17 protein-coding genes and 1 tRNA gene are annotated in these 16107 nt (G+C 67.0%); 7 read left to right on the forward strand and 11 right to left on the reverse strand.

Going from position 1 to position 16107, the window contains the following annotated elements; translation table 11 throughout:
• Window positions 1-76: 76 nt before the first annotated feature.
• Window positions 77-688, forward strand: a complete 612-nt coding sequence (locus O0J73_RS00810; RefSeq protein WP_053449559.1) for a TetR/AcrR family transcriptional regulator — start codon at window positions 77-79, stop codon at window positions 686-688.
• Here O0J73_RS00810 and O0J73_RS00815 read toward each other — a convergent pair.
• From O0J73_RS00815 to O0J73_RS00830, 4 genes are all read right to left on the reverse strand, one after another.
• Window positions 685-2631 (reverse strand): bifunctional diguanylate cyclase/phosphodiesterase, encoded by a 1947-nt coding sequence (locus tag O0J73_RS00815; RefSeq protein WP_308307777.1) that lies wholly within the window; start codon window positions 2629-2631, stop codon window positions 685-687. The two genes, O0J73_RS00810 and O0J73_RS00815, sit on opposite strands and share 4 nt — an antisense overlap.
• A gap of 96 nt (window positions 2632-2727) precedes the next feature.
• Complete coding sequence (locus O0J73_RS00820) at window positions 2728-3444, reverse strand: SDR family NAD(P)-dependent oxidoreductase (RefSeq protein WP_308307778.1); 717 nt, start codon at window positions 3442-3444, stop codon at window positions 2728-2730.
• A 29-nt stretch (window positions 3445-3473) separates the two neighbouring features.
• Complete coding sequence (locus tag O0J73_RS00825) at window positions 3474-4202, reverse strand: GNAT family N-acetyltransferase (protein ID WP_197563001.1); 729 nt, start codon at window positions 4200-4202, stop codon at window positions 3474-3476.
• 14 nt (window positions 4203-4216) lie between these two features.
• A complete protein-coding gene (locus tag O0J73_RS00830) occupies window positions 4217-4393 on the reverse strand; it encodes a hypothetical protein (RefSeq protein WP_308307779.1) in 177 nt (58 codons plus the stop codon).
• Window positions 4394-4542: 149 nt separating this feature from the next.
• On the opposite strand from O0J73_RS00830, the gene O0J73_RS00835 reads away from it, so the two are divergent.
• The 4 genes from O0J73_RS00835 to O0J73_RS00850 all read left to right on the forward strand — a co-directional run bounded on the left by O0J73_RS00835 (window position 4543) and on the right by O0J73_RS00850 (window position 8131).
• Window positions 4543-5325: an APH(3')-II family aminoglycoside O-phosphotransferase gene (locus O0J73_RS00835; RefSeq protein ID WP_308307804.1), complete on the forward strand. Its 783-nt coding sequence runs from the start codon at window positions 4543-4545 to the stop codon at window positions 5323-5325.
• Window positions 5326-5406: 81 nt separating this feature from the next.
• On the forward strand, window positions 5407-5997 hold the full coding sequence (locus O0J73_RS00840) for a TetR/AcrR family transcriptional regulator (RefSeq protein WP_197563003.1): 591 nt from the start codon (window positions 5407-5409) through the stop codon (window positions 5995-5997).
• Window positions 5994-7028, forward strand: a complete 1035-nt coding sequence (locus O0J73_RS00845; RefSeq protein WP_006435789.1) for a heparan-alpha-glucosaminide N-acetyltransferase domain-containing protein — start codon at window positions 5994-5996, stop codon at window positions 7026-7028. Before O0J73_RS00840 ends, O0J73_RS00845 begins: the two co-directional genes overlap by 4 nt.
• A 98-nt stretch (window positions 7029-7126) precedes the next feature.
• Window positions 7127-8131, forward strand: coding sequence for an aminoglycoside phosphotransferase family protein (locus O0J73_RS00850; RefSeq protein WP_308307780.1), 1005 nt, complete (start codon window positions 7127-7129; stop codon window positions 8129-8131).
• 76 nt (window positions 8132-8207) lie between these two features.
• Here O0J73_RS00850 and O0J73_RS00855 read toward each other — a convergent pair whose 3' ends face one another.
• From O0J73_RS00855 to O0J73_RS00885, 7 genes are all read right to left on the reverse strand, one after another.
• Window positions 8208-9095, reverse strand: coding sequence for a DMT family transporter (locus tag O0J73_RS00855; protein ID WP_053508874.1), 888 nt, complete (start codon window positions 9093-9095; stop codon window positions 8208-8210).
• A gap of 32 nt (window positions 9096-9127) precedes the next feature.
• On the reverse strand, window positions 9128-10189 hold the full coding sequence (gene murB / locus O0J73_RS00860; RefSeq protein ID WP_308307781.1) for a UDP-N-acetylmuramate dehydrogenase: 1062 nt from the start codon (window positions 10187-10189) through the stop codon (window positions 9128-9130).
• Window positions 10190-10197: 8 nt separating this feature from the next.
• Window positions 10198-11253, reverse strand: a complete 1056-nt coding sequence (locus O0J73_RS00865) for a quinone-dependent dihydroorotate dehydrogenase (protein ID WP_053508872.1) — start codon at window positions 11251-11253, stop codon at window positions 10198-10200.
• A gap of 8 nt (window positions 11254-11261) precedes the next feature.
• Window positions 11262-12032 (reverse strand): class I SAM-dependent methyltransferase, encoded by a 771-nt coding sequence (locus tag O0J73_RS00870; protein ID WP_308307782.1) that lies wholly within the window; start codon window positions 12030-12032, stop codon window positions 11262-11264.
• A gap of 5 nt (window positions 12033-12037) precedes the next feature.
• A complete protein-coding gene (locus O0J73_RS00875; protein ID WP_049457225.1) occupies window positions 12038-12322 on the reverse strand; it encodes a DUF4190 domain-containing protein in 285 nt (94 codons plus the stop codon).
• 178 nt (window positions 12323-12500) lie between these two features.
• Window positions 12501-13304 carry an SDR family oxidoreductase gene (locus O0J73_RS00880; RefSeq protein ID WP_308307783.1) on the reverse strand — a complete coding sequence of 268 codons (804 nt, stop codon included), beginning with the start codon at window positions 13302-13304 and terminating at the stop codon, window positions 12501-12503.
• On the reverse strand, window positions 13304-14836 hold the full coding sequence (locus O0J73_RS00885) for an aldehyde dehydrogenase family protein (RefSeq protein WP_053510056.1): 1533 nt from the start codon (window positions 14834-14836) through the stop codon (window positions 13304-13306). The genes O0J73_RS00880 and O0J73_RS00885 overlap by 1 nt, the downstream gene beginning before the upstream one ends.
• Before the next feature lie 184 nt (window positions 14837-15020).
• Between O0J73_RS00885 and O0J73_RS00890 the strand changes: the two genes are divergently transcribed.
• Together O0J73_RS00890 and O0J73_RS00895 are read left to right on the forward strand one after the other, a co-directional pair.
• A tRNA-Arg gene (locus O0J73_RS00890) sits at window positions 15021-15097 on the forward strand.
• A gap of 96 nt (window positions 15098-15193) precedes the next feature.
• On the forward strand, window positions 15194-16042 hold the full coding sequence (locus tag O0J73_RS00895; RefSeq protein ID WP_308307784.1) for a DUF2971 domain-containing protein: 849 nt from the start codon (window positions 15194-15196) through the stop codon (window positions 16040-16042).
• The last annotated feature ends 65 nt before the right edge of the window (window positions 16043-16107 follow it).

Here is a 16107-nt window from a genome sequence, read left to right on the forward strand (position 1 = left end):
GTGTAGTTTCGTGTTTTTCAAAAGTACACTGCTCGGTGTAAAATGCGCGCATCCGTTCAGCTGACTGGTCCCTGCCATGCCCCGTGCCCCGCAACGCCTGACCGACCGCAAACGCGACGCCATCGTGCGCGCGGCGGTGGAGGAGTTCCGTGCGTCGGGTTACGAAGCCACCAGCATGGACCGCATCGCCGAAGCGGCCGGGGTCTCCAAACGCACCGTCTACAACCACTTCCCCAGCAAGGAAGCGTTGTTCTCGATGATCCTGGAGGAGCTGTGGGAGCGCAGCGTGGCCAGCGACACGCTGCCGTACCGCGCCGACCAGCCGCTGCCGGCACAGCTGCTGCAGCTTGTGGGGCAGAAGCTGGAGCTGCTCAGCGACGCCAACTTCATCGATCTGGCGCGGGTGGCAATGGCCGAGATCATCCATTCGCCGGAACGCGCGCAGGCGATCGTGTGCCGCATGGGCGAGAAGGAAAGCGGCGAGAGTGCGTGGATCCGTGCGGCGATTGCCGATGGGCGCCTGCGTGCGGTCGATCCGGAGTTTGCCGGGCACCAGCTGCACGGCCTGGTGAAGAGCTTTGCGTTCTGGCCGCAGGTGACGATGGGGCAGGCGCCGTTGAACGCCGAGGAACGCGCGCGCGTGGCCGAGTCGGCGGTGGCGATGTTCCTGGGCTACTACGCGATCTAGCCGGCGGCGAAACGACGGAATTCATCCGCCGGTAGCGCAGCCGAGTACAGATAGCCCTGGCCGACATCCACGCCCAGTGCGCGCAGCTGCTGTTCCTGTGCCAGGGTCTCGGTGCCTTCGGCCACCACGATCGCGCCGCAGCGATGCGCGACTTCAACGATGAAGCGCACGATCGACTGTGACTTGGCATCGGACAGCGTGGCGATCAACGCCTGCTCGATCTTGACCTCGGCGATGGCCAGCTGCGAGAGCAGGATCAGGGTCGAGTAGCCCGCACCGAAATCATCCAGGGACAAGGTCACTTCGGCGGCCAGCAATTGCGCGATGTTGGCATCGACCACATCGCGTTCGACGATCTCGGTCCACTCGACGATTTCCAGGCGCAGCATTGTCCCGGGCACATCATGCAGCTGCAGCAGTTCCTGCAGGCGCAGGCCGAAACCGGGCAGGCGCAGCGACTCGGCGGAGACATTGACCGCCACGGTCAGTTGCAGGCCCTCATCCCGGCACTGCTGCAGGAAGTGGATGGCTGACTGCAGCGTGGCCCATTCCAGGTCGGCCAGGCGGCCCTGGCGGCGCAGCAGCGAGATCACCCGCATCGGCGTGACCATCCGGCCCTCGCCGTCGCGCATGCGCAGCAACGCTTCGGCACCGACCAGGCGCCGGTCCTGCAGGCGATGCTTGGGCTGGTAGCACAACGGCGCGTCGCCTTGGCGGAGCCAGCGTTCCAGTGCACCTTCGATCAGCACGTCGATCTCGCTGTCGCGCTGGACCGGATCGTCGAAGAACACGACGCCCGACTTGATCGCGCTCAACGCCAGCGTGATCGCGCGGAAGGGCAGGTGCCCGTCGTCGGCGTCACCGGGCGGCTTCAGTTCGACCACCGCGCAGCGGACCAGCGGCCGGAAGCCTGGCCACTCCTCGCTGATGCGCTCGGCCAGCCCGGACGCCAGTTCGGTGATGCGGGGCTGCGTGCGCAGTTCCGGCAACGACAGGCCCTGCACCAGGATCGCCAGCGCGGCATCACCGAACTGATAGATCTCCAGCCTGTCCGCAGGCAGTGATGGCAGCAGGCGGCGCACATCGTCGCCGCTGTCGCGCCGCCACAGTCCGTTGTCCTGCAGCGGCCCATAACGCAGCCGCAGGTCACGCAGGTTGCCCATCTCGGCGACGATCAGGCATGCATGACCGATGCCGTCGTTGTCGCGCCAATAGTGCTGCAGGCGTTCGCCGAGCGCGCGCATGTTGGGCAGGCCGCTGATCGGGTCGATGCGCAGCCAGGCCTGCTCGCGCTGGCGCTGGGCATCGATCTGCGCATCGTTGTAGACCAGTGCGAACACGGCGCCCAGCATCAACAGCGACACGGGCAATGCCAGCAGGCGCTGGATCGCCAGTTCTGTTACCGGCAGCTGATCGGCGCCGATGATCGCCACGCCGAGGGCCAGGCCCAGCGCGGTCACGCCGATGCGCACGCCCCAGGCCTGCAGGATCATCGGCAGCGAGAGTTCGTTGAGCATGCGCGGGTGCAGGCGCCTGCGCAGCCAGATGCCGGCCAGCATCTGCAGCAGGGATTCAAGGGCCGCGGGCAGGAAGAACTGGGTGCCGGAGAACTGGTAGCGGGCCAGCAGGCTGGCGGCCAGGCAGGCCAGGCCGCCGCGCCAGCCACCGAGCAGGCCGCTGACCAGCAGGATGTCGAAGCCGAGGTGGAGCTTGACCACGCCCTGGGTATAGCGGGCCACGAACCAGGAATTGAACAGGTAGATCAGGCCCAGCGCCACGCCCACATACAGGCGGCGCCCTTCGATGGCATGGCCGGCGCGGCGGGTGGCGATCAGCAGCACGCCGATCATGCCGATGACGGCGGTGGCCTGCAGCAGGTACAGCGGCAGGCTGGGCAGGGCACTGTCCAGGACCTGGGCCGTAACCCGTGAAAGCGCATCCATAGCAGGTTCCCGCCTGTGACCGACGGCCAGTGAGGAGCAGGGTAAACCACGGCCGCGCGCGCGGCCACTGACGCCTCCCTGCGCTGGCCGCCGTGGTCAGTAGCGCGGGTCGGCGATGGCCGGTAGCACCAGTTCGCGCACGAAGCCCGAGGGCGACAGCTGCAGCAGTGCACGCACCATGGCCACCACGTCGTGCACGGGCACCAGCCCGCCTTCGCCGCGCGCTGCGGCGTCAGCCACCGGTACCGCCAGTGCGTCGTCGGTATTGAGATAACCCAGCTGCAGGCTGGTGACCGCCAGGCGGCGCTCGCGGAAGCCTTCGCGCAGCGCATCGGCGATGCCGTTGAGCGCGAACTTCGAAGCGCCGAAGGCCACTTCCGGGCGGCCGCTGCGCGGCAGTGCCGAGGTGGAACCGGTCAGCACCAGCTGTGGCCGTGCTGCATTCAATACACGGGGCAACAGGCGCTGCAGCAGCATCAGGGTGGCGGTGATGTTGACGTCGACCAGCTGCGCGAGCGCGGTATCGCTTTCATCGAGAAAGGCGTATTCGTCGCTGAAGGCCTTGTCTTCCCAGATGCCCAGGTTGTGGATCAGCACATCGATATCGGCCGGTGCCTGCGCTGCGATGTGGTCGGCCGCTGCGGTGGGCCGGGACAGGTCTGCTTCGATCCATTGCAGAGTGACGTCGTCAGGGCAGGCGATGCCGCGCGGGCGGGTGCGCGAGACACCAATCACAGTGTCACCCGGGGCACAGAGGCCTTCCACGAACGCGCGTCCCAGGCCTCTGCTAGCGCCGATGATCATCAATTTCATGTTGCTTCCTTGGTTGTGCAGTGGCGGCATCAGTGGGCCGCCAGGATGAGGTCCCAGTCGCCGAACGCGCGCAGGCCGCTGCGTTCGGCAGTGGTGATGGAGGCCGTGTTGTCGAGCTGGCATCGGTACTGCGGCTGCAACCCGGAGGCCTGGGCGGATATGGCCATCGTCTGCACGAGCCGGCGTGCATGACCACGCCCACGGGCTTCGGGCAGTGTCAGCACGCCCATGTCGGCGAGTGCCGGATCCAGGCTCCACGGGTACAGGCTGCCGGCCGCGACCAGCTGCTCGCCGTCGAAGGCACCGAACACCTGCCAGTGGTCGAGCTCGACCCAGGCCGCATCGAGATCCCCCTTGCTGGCGCTGGCCTGGAACGCACTGAACACAGCAGTGTCGGCTGGAGCGAGGCGGCGGATGTGGGGCGGTGCAGGGTGCTCGGCCAGTGCCGCAAGTTCTGCAGCAGGGAAATAGAAGAGGCGGTCGGCGCCATGCGTGCGCTGGCCGACGTCGATCAGCCGCTGCCGCAGCTGTGCGAGTGTCCAATGCGCGCGTGCGTACAGTTGCAGGCGTTCCGCCAGGACTGGGCGCAGCACCGCGCGCGCAGGACCAGCAAACGGTTGCAGCAGCATGCCGTCCTCACCCTCGTCTAAATCATCGCTGCAGGCCAGGTACAGCAGGGGATCGTCCTGCAGCATGCGCTCACCCCCGCAGATGCGCCGCCAGCTGGCATCGATCATCGGGGCAAACGCATCATCCATGACAGTGGTCTCGCTCAGTGCCGGGGCAGATTCACCTGCAGGCCGGACGCCTTCCATTCGGGGTAGCCGGCGGGGAGCTGCTGCGCCGCCAGTCCGGCCTCGTCCAGCATCGCCAGCGCATCGTTGGACAGCACGCAGCAGGGCCCGTGGCAGTCGGCGACAATGTGGACGGCGCGTGGCCGTTCGTCCATCCATGCATGCCGTTCCGTAACGGGAATGTTCAGCGCGCCAGGCACAGCTCCATCATTGGTGCTGTTGACGGGGGGCATGCCGGATGAGCGAGAATCCGTGCAGTCATCGGCAACAGGCGTTTCCCGGCATGGAAGCAACCCACGCGCGCATGGATGGCATGCCCCTGCCTCACGCCTGGCAGGAAGCGCTGGCCGGCGCGCGTTTTGAGCGGCAGTCGATCGGCGTTTCGCGCGCTGATGTTGCCCGCGTGCACCGGCCCGGGCAGGCCGATGCGTTCCTGAAATCGGAAGTGATCGATGCCTTCAGTGAACTGGGTGATGAGATCGCACGCCTGCGCTGGTTGCAGGCACAGGGGCAGCCCGCACCGACGGTGATGGCCACTGCCGAAGAAGCGGGCCGGCGCTGGTTGCTGATGAGTGCGCTGCCAGGCCGCGACCTGGCCACGTCAGTGGATCTGCCACCCCGACAGGTGGTAGTGGTGCTGGCTGACGCATTGCGCGACCTGCATGCCTTGCCGGTGTCAGCCTGTCCGTTCGACCAGCGGTTGGCGTCGCGCCTCCATGCCGCGCAGGCACGCGTCGAAGCCGGTGTGGTCGACGCCGACGACTTCGATGACGAACGCCTGGGCCAGAGCGCGCAACAGGTCTTTGTCGAGCTTTGCGCGAGCCGGCCGGCGCACGAAGACCGGGTGGTCTGCCATGGCGATGCCTGCCTGCCCAACCTGATGGTGGCTGACGGCCGCTTCAGCGGTTTCATCGATTGCGGGCGCTTGGGCGTGGCCGACCGCTACCAGGACCTGGCATTGGCCGCGCGCAGCCTCGTGCACAATTTTGGTGACACGCGCTGGGTGGCGCCGCTGTTCCAGCGTTACGGCGTGATCGCCGATGAGCGGCGGCTGGCGTTCTATCGATTGCTCGACGAGTTCTTCTGAAGCGAGCGGGGGCTGAACGCCGGCCTGCCGGTGGCTTCGCGGGCGCTTGAAATGGACGAACGTTCGTTCATTATTCGCGCCATGAGCCGAATCGAACGCAATGAGCAGCGCGTGGCCCTGATCCTGCAGGCGGCGCTGCAGTGCTTCCTGGCCAAGGGCTTCCACCAGACCAGCATGCGCGACATCGCGCAGGCGGCCGGCGTCAGCCTGGGCAACCTCTACAACCATTTTCCGGGCAAGGAGGCGATCATCCTCGCGGTAGCAGTGGCCGAGAGCGAAGAACTGGCACCGATGCTTCAGCGGCTGGCGGCCGCCGACGGCGAGCGCACACAGGTGATGGCGTTCCTGCTGGATCTGCATGCGTTGTGCCGGCAGCCGCAGTGGGCGACGCTTGCGGTCGAGGTGCTGGCCGAGAGTGCACGTACCCCCGCCGTGGCCGAGGCTTTCGCGGCCAATCGCAGGCAGCTGCAACAGGCTCTGGCCGATGCCCTGCAGCGCGTGGCACAGCGCGAGCGGCGGCGCCCGGCGCTGGCTCCGCCACTGCAGGCGCAGGTGCTGCTGGATGCCATCGAAAGCGATGCATTGCGCCGAGGGCTGGGCGAGGCCGATGAGGCGGATGGTGAGCCGCTGGATATCGGGCTGCTGGCGCTGCTGCTGGGTGCGCGCGCATGAGCGTCGATGACCGGCGCCTGCACGGCCTGGACCTGGCACGCTACCTCGCACTGGCCGGCATGGTGCTGGTCAATTTCCGCCTGGCGATGGCCGTGCCCGCAGAGGGTACGGGTGGGTTGGCAGGCTTCTTCCACCTGCTGGAAGGCAAGGCCTCGGCCACCTTCGTTACGCTGGCCGGGCTGGGACTGGTGCTGGCCACGCGGCGGCAGGGATGGTGGCCGGCCAGCGTGCAGACCTGGCGGCGCGCACTGTTCCTGCTGGTGCTGGGCCTGCTCAACCTGACGCTGTTCCCGGCCGATATCCTGCACTACTACGCGGTGTACTTCGCGCTGGCGGTGCTGTGGCTGCGTGCGTCGCCATGGTTGTTGCTGGCCAGCATCGTCGGCCTGGCCGCGGGTTCGTTCTGGGCGCTGCTGCAGTGGGACTACAGCGAAGGCTGGAACTGGCAGACGCTGGAGTATGCCGGCCTGTGGCGGTGGCCTGGCATGGCGCGCAACCTGTTGTTCAACGGCTTCCATCCGTTGCTGCCGTGGCTGTGCTTCTTTCTGCTGGGCATGCTGCTGGCGCGCCTGCCGTTGTCGCAGCCTCGGGCGCAGCGCGCACTGCTGGTGCTGGGCCTGCTGCTGATCGGGACCGGGCATGGCGTGCAGCAGCTGGCGCAGGGAACGCCCTGGCAGCCGTGGCTGGGAACGCAGCCGATGCCGCCGGGGCCGGCCTATGTGCTGACGGGCGCGGGCGCGGCCTGCAGTGTCATCGCGGCCTGCCTGTGGCTGGCGCGTCTACGCTCGGGCGAGTGGTTGGCACCGTTCACCGCGGCCGGGCGAATGACCCTGACCCTGTACGTCGCGCACATCCTGCTGGGCATGGGCACGCTGGAAAGCCTGGGCCTGCTGGATGGCCGTGCCTCGCTCGCCTCGGTGCTGCTGTGGGCGCTGCTGTTCCTGCTGCTGGCGACCGGGGCGGCGTGGTTGTGGTCATGGCAGTTCGCGCGCGGCCCTCTGGAAATGGTGATGCGGCGCATCGCGGGTTAGCCCTTGGGTCGCGACGCACGATGTTGTGACGGACATGTCTGTGTCGTAGCGAACGCATCTGCGATAGTAGCGGCAGGTAATACTTTCCGTTTGCATCCATGTCATCCGCTTCGGCGCAGCATCTCGGCGAAGTCCTGCAGCAGTCCTATGCCATCACGGCGAACGCAGTGGTGCCGCGCCCGGTGGGCGCCGATGCCAACGCCAGCGTGTATCGCGTCGATGCGCGGCGCGGGCAATGGTGGTTGAAGTGCCGCACCTACCAGGTCGATCCAGCAGTCTGGGACAGCCTGCACTGGCTGCGCGGCACGCTGGGTATCGAGGAGATCGTCGCGCCCTGGCCGGCGTTGACGGGAGGCGCGTCGGTACAACGCTGGGGGCTGCAGTTCACCTTGTTCCCCTACATCGAAGGGCAGTCCGGCTTCGAGGCGGCGCTGAGCCGCACGCAGTGGCAGCGGCTGGGCGAAGTGCTGCAGCGCCTGCACGCGGCGCAGCTGCCAGCGGAGCTGCAGCAGGCGCTGCCCACCGTGCGGATGGAAACCGGCGCCCTGGAGACGGTCGGGCAGTGGCTGGTGGGTGAGGGGCTGGCGGTGGCGCAGGACGGTCTGGGCCGCGCATTCGCTTCGGTCTGGGATCAGCAGCATGCGCGCATCGCGGCGCTGCATGCGAGCGCGCTGGAGCTGCACGCTGCATTGAAGGATGCACCGGTCGATCTGCACCTGTGCCACACCGACCTGCATGCCGGCAATCTACTGATGGGGAACGATGGTGGCCTGCATCTGATCGATTGGGATGGCCTGTCGCTGGCGCCACGCGAGCGCGACCTGATGTTCATCGGTGGCGCCGTGGGTGGGCGTTGGGGTCGCGAGAATCCGCTTGATTTCGCAGCGGGCTATGGCAGCGACCTGGGGGATCCGCGCTGGATCGCGTGGTACCGCCACTGGCGCATCCTGCAGGACCTGATCGAGTTCCAGCAGGTCCTGCTGGGCAGCGATGGAGAAGAGCGTTCTCCGCAGTTGCGCCGGCAATCGCTGCATTACCTGGGCGAGCAGTTTGCTCCGGGCAATGTGTTCGATGCGGCGGAGCGGGCGTATCGGGCGCTGTAAACGCACGTCACCTGCCATTGATGAGGCTTCGCGCTGCGCGCGATGCGTCGAGCATGGCTCGACGCTACAGGGAGACCTACTCGGCAGGTTTGGCTGCGGCGGAGGCGGCGGCACTGGCGGCGCGGCGTGACAGCACGGCTTCGCGGTGGGCGATGTAGGCGTTGGCGGCAAGGATGATGCCGGCGCCGATGATCGTCCAGCGGTCCACGCTTTCGTTGAACAGCAGCCAGCCAAACAGCGTCACCAGCGGCAGCTGCAGGAAGCTGATCGGGGTCAGTGCCGAGACTTCGCCCAGACGCAACGCGCGTGTCCACAACAGCTGGCCGATGGTGCCCAGCACGCCGGTGGCCAGCAGCCACAACCAGGCGGTGCCGGTTGGCCAGACCCAGACGAACAGGGCCGGAACCAGCGACAGCGGCACCCAGAAGACGTAGGTGTAGAGCACCACGGTGTCGGCGCTGTCGACGCGGGTGAGCTGCTTGATCTGGATCGCCACCAGTGAACTGAGCAGGGCGGCGGCCACGGCCACCAGGCTGCCGGCGGTGAAGCCGGCGGTACCCGGGCGCACGATCACCAGCACGCCGATGAAGCCGACCACCACCGCTGCCCAGCGACGCACGCGCACGGTTTCGCCCAACCACAGTACCGCCGCAATCGTGACGAACAGCGGGGTGGAGTAGGACAGGGAAACCGCCTGCGCCAGCGGCAGATGGCCCAGCGCCCAGAAGGCGCACAGCATCGAGCCCAGGCCGATCGCGCTGCGCAGGAAATAACGCGGCAACTGCTGGGTTTTCAGCGGTGCGTGGCCCGGGCGCAGCAGCATCGGCAACAGCGCCAGCAGGCCGAAGGCGTTGCGGAAGAATGCCACTTCCTGGGTCGGCACGTAGCGGGTGGCATAGCGGATCGCCACCGCCATCAGGCCAAACGCCATCGTGCTGCCGAGCATCAGCAGCGCCGCCCGCATCGGGGTGGCGCCTGGGGAGAGGGTGGGGGTGTTCACCACTGTGCGCCGAGCAGGCGGGGCTCCGGTTCGATCGGCACGCCGAACTTCTCCAGCACCGAGGCCGAGATGCGGCGCGCCAGTGCCAGCAGTTCAGCGCCAGTGGCGTTGCCGTGGTTGACCAGTACCAGTGCATGGCTGGGGGCCACGCCGGCATCGCCCTCGCGGAAACCCTTCCAGCCGCAGGACTCGATCATCCAGGCCGCCGAGACCTTGCGCTTGCCTTCCTGGTCGGACGGGAACACCGGCAGATCGGGGAAGTGCTGCAGCAGCACATCGACCTGCTCCAGCGGCAGCACCGGGTTCTTGAAGAAGCTGCCGGCGTTGCCGAGCACGTCGGGGTCCGGCAGCTTGCGGCGGCGGATCGCGATCACCGCATTGGCCACGTCCACCGCACCGGGCAGTTCCACGCCCTGCGCCTGCAGTTCCTCGCGGATGCCGGCGTAGTCCATGCGCAGGTCATGCAGCAGCGGCAGCTTCAGTTCGATGGCGGTGATCAGGTAGCGGTCCATCTGCTGCTTGAACACGCTGTCGCGGTACCCGAAGCCGCACTGTTCGTTGTCCAGCCGCACCCAGGCCTGCTCGTGGCAGTCCCAGGCTTCGACGGCCTGGATGAATTCGCCGATCTGTGCGCCATAGGCGCCGATGTTCTGGATCGGCGCGGCACCGGCGGTGCCGGGAATCAGCGCCAGGTTCTCCAGCCCGGACAGGCCCTCCTGCAGCGACCACATCACCAGACCGTGCCAGGGCACGCCGGCACCGGCACGGATCACCGCATGATCGGCGCGGTGTTCGAGGAAGCTGATGTCACGGTTGCCGAACACCAGCACGGTGCCGGGCAGGTCGTCGGCGATCAGCACGTTGCTGCCGCTGCCCAGCACCAGCAGCGGCCCGTTGGCCACCTCGGGCAGCGCCAGCACGTCCGGCAACAGTGTGGGGTCGTGCAGTTCCAGCAGCTGTGCGGCGCTGGCCTGCACGTGGAAGGTGTTCAGCGCCTGCAGCGGCGCATTGCGGGTGAGCGTCCAGCGCAGCGGTGCGGCGCCGTCGGCGGTGTCCATGGGCGCGCTCACAGAGGCGCCACCGCGCCACGGCTGGGCGCTTCGCGGCGGCGACGGATCGCCTCCACGCACTCGGAGACCAGCGCCGGGCCGCGGAAGATCAGGCCGCTGTAGCACTGCACCAGCGCGGCACCGGCGGCCATCTTGGCCACTGCATCGGCGCCGGACAGGATGCCGCCGACACCGACCAGCGGTACCGACTCGGGCAGGCGCGCGCGCAGGCGGCGCAGCACCAGCGTGGACTGCTCCAGCACCGGTGCGCCGGACAGGCCGCCGGCTTCGTTGGCCAACGGGTCGCCGGCCACCTTGCTGTGGTCGACGGTGGTGTTGGTGGCGATCACGCCGTCCACCTTCAGTTCGCCCAGCACGCGCGCAGCGGCATCGATGTCACGCTCGCTCAGGTCCGGCGCCACCTTCACCAGCATCGGCACGCGGCGGCCGTGCTGTGCGGCCAGTGCCTCCTGGCGGTCGCGCAGCTGGCTGACTAGCTGGCGCAGCGCGGTTTCCTCCTGCAGTTCACGCAGGCCGGCGGTGTTGGGCGAGGAGATGTTGACGGTGATGTAGTCCGCCAACGGGTACACCTTGTCCAGGCAGGCGATGTAGTCATCCACGGCCTGTTCGTTGGGGGTGTCCTTGTTCTTGCCGATGTTGATGCCGAGCAGGCCACGGCGGTTGCGCGCGCGCTCGACGTTGCGCACCAGCGCATCCACGCCCGCATTGTTGAAGCCCATGCGGTTGATGATCGCGTTGTGTTCCGGCAGGCGGAACAGGCGCGGCTGCGGGTTGCCGGCCTGCGGGCGCGGGGTGATGGTGCCGATCTCGACGAAGCCGAAGCCGAGCGCGAACAGCGCATCGATGTGCTCGCCGTTCTTGTCCAGGCCGGCAGCCAGGCCGACCGGATTGGGGAAGGTCAGCCCGAACACGGTGCTCGGCATCGGCGCGATGCGGGCGGCCAGCAGCGGCGTGGTGCCGGTGCGATAGGCCAGGTCCAGTGCGGACAGGCCGAGGCCGTGGGCGCGCTCGGCGTCGAGCGAGAACAGGAAGGGGCGGGCAAGCGAATACATGCGTCGGTTCAGTCCAGCGTGCCGAGGAAGGCTCGGGTTTGATATTCAAAAGCGACCTGGCCGTCGACCGCGTGGGCGGCGAACAGGTCCTGCAGGGCATCGATCATCGGCGCGTGGCGCGGATGACCAGGTTGCGGTGCGTAGGAGGAAGACAGCAATCGACCGCGCAGGGCGTCCAGGTCCAGGTACTGCACGTTCGGCAGCTGCACCATGCCGCGCAGCCCACTACCGAACCAGGCCTGCATGGTGGCATCGTCCTGGTAGCGCTCGGCCACCGCGCTGTAGTCGGTGCCGTAGTCCAGCAGCAGCTGCTCGTAGCCGACCAGGAACGGGCTGGCGTCGAGCAGGCGCGAGTTCCAGTAGATCAGCGCCAGCCCACCCGGGTGCAGGATGCGCTGCCACTCGGCGCGCACCGCCACGGTGTCGAACCAGTGGAAGGCCTGCGCGACGCTGACCAGATCGATGCTGGCAGCGTCCAGGCCGGTTGCTTCGGCGCGGCCGTCGACCGCCCGGAACTGCGGATACTGCGGTGCCAGCCATGCTTCGGCGGCGCCACGCATGGCCGCATTCGGCTCAACGGCCACCACCGGATGGCCGGTGGCCAGGAACAGGCGGCTGGAAATGCCGGTGCCGGCACCGATGTCGGCCACCTGCGCCTGATGGCTGACGCCCATCGGGCCGTGCAGCCATTGCAGCAGCGCGGGCGGGTAATCGGGCCGGTAGCGGACGTAGTCGGCGACGCGGCTGCTGAAGCGTTCAGTGCTGTCGGAGGCGGTCATGGCGGTCAGTTCGATACAGCGGCGAGCCAGGCCAGGCCGCCGAAGAACAGGATGAAGACCATGATCGCGGCGATCACCGCGCCGACCATCACCCAGCCCAGCACCAGGCCGGTGACGGCCAGGCCGTCACCTTCAAGTTCAAGCGGGCGACGGCGGATTTCGGCGCGGGCCATGTGGCCGGTGACGATGGCGACGATACTGGCCACGAAGGGCAGGACGGTCCAGCTGGCGATGCCCATGACCAGGCTGACCACGGCCAGGGCGCTTGTCTGTCGGGGTGCCACGCTCATCGGGGTCCTCCTTGGCAGTGTGCACATGATAGTGCCTCTGCCCCGGCAATCCCATGCCCGGTGAATGCGATGGCAGGCGTCGGTCTTGGTCGACGAACGGCATTTCAGCCAGGTAGGTGTCGACCTTGGTCGACGAACGGCATGCCAACCAAGGTTGGCAGCTACCGGGATGCCGGTGTCAGCCCATCAGCACCTGGCCGCCATCCACGTTGAGTACGCTGCCGGTGATCCAGCGCGCCAGCGGCGAGCACAGGAACAGCGCAGCGTCGGCGATCTCGCGCGGGTGGCCGAAGCGGCCGAACGGGATCTTCGCCAGGGTGGCGTGGTACAGCGCGGGATCTTCGCTGCGGCGGCGGTCCCACAGGCCGTCGTCGAATTCGATCGAGCCGGGCGCGATGGCATTGACCCGGATCCGGTCCTTGGCCAGCGCCAGCGCCTGCGAGGTGGTGTAGTGCGAGAGCGCAGCCTTGGCCGCAGCATAGGGCGCGCCACCGGGGCGCGGCTGCTGCGCGGCAATCGAAGACAGATTGAGGATGCAGGCGTCGTCGGACATGCGCAGCCACGGCAAGGCCAGGCGCGAGGCACGAACGGCCGCCATCAGGTCGACCTGCAGGCTGGCCGCCCATCCGTCCTCGTCGTCGGCCATGCCGTAGCCGGTGGCATTGTTGACCAGCACGTCGATGCCACCGAGTGCGTCGGCGGCGGCCTGCAGCCAGCCCTGGATCTGACCGGTGTCGGCCAGGTCGGCGGCGAACGTGTGCAGCGCGACGCCCTGTGCGGTTGCATCGGCGCGCAGCGCGTCCAGGCCTGACTGGCCGCGGGCGCAGACCGAAACCTGCGCACCGGCGCCGGCAAACGCCAGCGCCATTTCACGACCGATGCCCTTGCTGCCACCGGCGATCAGCACGCGGCGGCCGCTGTAATCAAGGATCGGAGCCCCTGCGGGGATCCGATCCGGTGCCGTGGGTGCGGCGTTGTCCATCACAGGTCGAACTTGATGCCCTGGGCCAGCGGCAGCGAATCCGAATAGTTGATGGTGTTGGTCTGGCGGCGCATGTAGACCTTCCACGCATCCGAGCCGGACTCGCGGCCACCGCCGGTGTCCTTCTCGCCACCGAAGGCGCCACCGATTTCCGCACCGGACGTGCCGATGTTGATGTTGGCGATGCCGCAGTCGCTGCCGGCGGCCGACAGGAACTTCTCGGCGGTCTTCAGGTTGGTGGTGAAGATCGAGGACGACAGGCCCTGCGGCACGCCGTTCTGCATGTCGATGGCTTCGTCGAGGCTGTCGTACGGCATCACGTACAGGATCGGCGCGAAGGTCTCATGCTGGACCACGGCGTCGCTGTTCTTCAGGCCCGAGACAATCGCCGGCAGGACGAAGTTGCCGGCACGGTCGATGCGGGTGCCACCGGTTTCGATGGTGCCGCCGGCGGCCTTGGCCTGGGCGATGGCATCGAGGAACTGCTGCACGGCGCCGTCGCTGTTCAGCGGGCCCATCAGGTTGGCGGCGTCGGTCGGGTCGCCGATCTTGCCTTCGACCTGCTTGTACGCCTTGACCAGCGTGGCCAGCACGTCGGCGTAGATCGAGCGGTGCACGATCAGGCGGCGGGTGGTGGTGCAGCGCTGGCCGGCGGTACCGACCGCACCGAACACGATGCCCGGCACGGCCAGCTTCAGGTCGGCGGTTTCGTCCAGGATGATGGCGTTGTTGCCGCCCAGTTCCAGCAGGCAGCGGCCAAGGCGGCGCGCCACCTTCTCGTTGACCGTGCGGCCGACCTGGGTCGAGCCGGTGAAGCTGATCAGCGGCACGCGACGGTCATCGACCATCTTTTCCGACAGCGCGGTACCGGCGTCGTTGATCAGGAAGAAGATGTCCGGGAAGCCGGCTTCGCGCAGCGCGTCGTTGCAGATCTTCAGCGAAGCGATGGCGGTCAGCGGCGTCTTGTTGGACGGCTTCCAGATGCACACGTCGCCACAGATGGCGGCCAGGAACGAATTCCAGCTCCACACCGCAACCGGGAAATTGAAGGCCGAGATGATGCCGACCAGCCCCAGCGGGTGGTACTGCTCGTACATGCGGTGGCCGGGGCGCTCGGAATGCATGGTGTAGCCGTACAGCATGCGGCTCTGGCCGACGGCGAAATCGGCGATGTCGATCATCTCCTGCACTTCGCCATCGCCTTCCGGCTTGCTCTTGCCCATTTCCAGGGCCACCAGCGATCCGAGGGCGTCCTTGTGCTTGCGCAGGGCTTCGCCGCACAGGCGCACGGCTTCGCCGCGGCGCGGGGCCGGGGTGGTGCGCCAGACCTTGAAGGCTTCCTGGGCACGGGCGACGACGGTGTCGTACTCGGCCTCGGTGGTGGCGCGGACCTGCGCGATCGGCTCGCCGGTGGTCGGGTTGACCGGGGTGATCAGCTCACCGCTGGTCGCGCTCGACCACTCCCCGTTGCCCAGGTACGTGCCAGCGTTGATCGCGTCCAGGCCAAGGGACTTGAGCAGCTCGGAAGACATGCAGACTCCTGTGTTTCGTTACGTTGTTTGGTGCCATCGCGGGCAGGTGGGGGGCGCGATGAACTGAATCGCCGATGGTAGCAGAGCGGCCCGTGCGGCCATGGTGCAACGCGCCAGCGCAGCCGGGTTGGAACATGAATGCTTGGAGGGCAGGGTGTGTTGCCTGTAAACTTCCCGGCTGCATGGCCCCGTAGCTCAGCTGGATAGAGCGTCCCCCTCCTAAGGGGAAGGTCGCCCGTTCGAATCGGGCCGGGGTCACCATAATGGATAGCGTATCGCGGCGGCCCGTTTCTGCCTGCTGCATGCGGGGTCGTTGGCCATCGTCTGGCCCCGCCGCCCGAGCTCAGGGAGGAGCTGATGTCGTTGATGCCCGAATTGCGGTACCTCCCGGAGAGCAAAGACGAGCTGCTGTATCACTACTGCTCCGCAGATACCCTCCTGGCGATTCTCAGCCACGGAACCCTTCGTCTTTGTGATCTCACAACGATGAACGACTCAATGGAACTGAGTTGGGGAACGAAGCTGCTGGGAGAGATTCTGGCCAGCGATGAAGTGACCAGGGTGGTCAAGACCAGGACTCCCATTGATGAGTACCTGGCGTCGGGCCGCAACATGTTCAAGGTGCTCGCCTGCTGCTTCTCCACAAGAAGAGACCAGCTCAGCCAGTGGCGTGCCTATGCGAACAACGGGGCAGGGTTCTGCGTTGGTTTCTCTGCGAAATCCATCGCCGCGATGAAAGGTAGCAAGATTCGCGTTTGTTATGACGTTGATGCGCAGCGCAGAATGCTGGGGAAGGCGTTCGAGCAGATTCTGATCAGTTCCGCAACGCCGGCAGGACTTGATCCGGAAAAAGTGAGGTGGGCCATCATGGGGCTGCTTATAGAAACGGCTGGCATGAAGAATCCCGCATTCAGTGAGGAATCCGAGGTTCGGCTGTCCAATCCTATCGTCGTGGACGGTGTGGGGCCCATGCTGAAGCTTGCCTACCCCTCGCGACAGAAGGCGGCTTCAGAGCTGAAATTCCTCATGCGCGGTACAAATCCTACCCCGTACTCGGACCTGCGGTTGCCCGACAGGGTCGAGGCAATCCGCGAAGTCTGGATCGGGCCTCGAGCCGAAGCCAGCGAGGTGCAGATGCAGATCATGCTGGGGACGATGGGTTATACGTCGACGCGCGTTTTGAAATCTGCAGCGTCGTACAGATAGCACGAGAAAAGGGGGCGGAGGGAATCAAGTCGTTTGAGGCACAAACGACTTGATTCCCTCCGCCC

Origin of the sequence: Stenotrophomonas sp. Sm6012 (assembly GCF_030985895.1) — a bacterium.
Lineage (GTDB): Bacteria > Pseudomonadota > Gammaproteobacteria > Xanthomonadales > Xanthomonadaceae > Stenotrophomonas > Stenotrophomonas forensis.